Source organism: Pseudomonas helleri (assembly GCF_009600315.1).
Lineage (GTDB): Bacteria > Pseudomonadota > Gammaproteobacteria > Pseudomonadales > Pseudomonadaceae > Aquipseudomonas > Aquipseudomonas helleri_A.
Map to the genome: position 1 here is coordinate 1 of NZ_WIWC01000215.1, position 213 is coordinate 213.

Here is a 213-nt window from a genome sequence, read left to right on the forward strand (position 1 = left end):
CGACCAGACGATTTTGCCGCCTGGGTCGGTCAGTTCTTGCGGGGTGCCCAAATGGTCGAGCTGGTAGTAGTAGACCTTGCTTGTGGTGCCGTGGCCTTTTAACAGCACCATCGGTTTGAAGGTGCCGGGTTCGTATACGTAGCTGCGGTACAGCGGCCAGCCGTAGACGCCTTTTTGGTAGATGTTCTCGGCAATCAGCCGGTCGCCTTGCCA

General features: G+C 57.7%; 1 protein-coding gene. It reads right to left on the reverse strand.

The annotated features are described in order from the left end of the window. The coding region (locus tag GHN86_RS23355) for an RHS domain-containing protein (RefSeq protein WP_153387409.1) at positions 1-213 on the reverse strand (213 nt) is incomplete at both ends.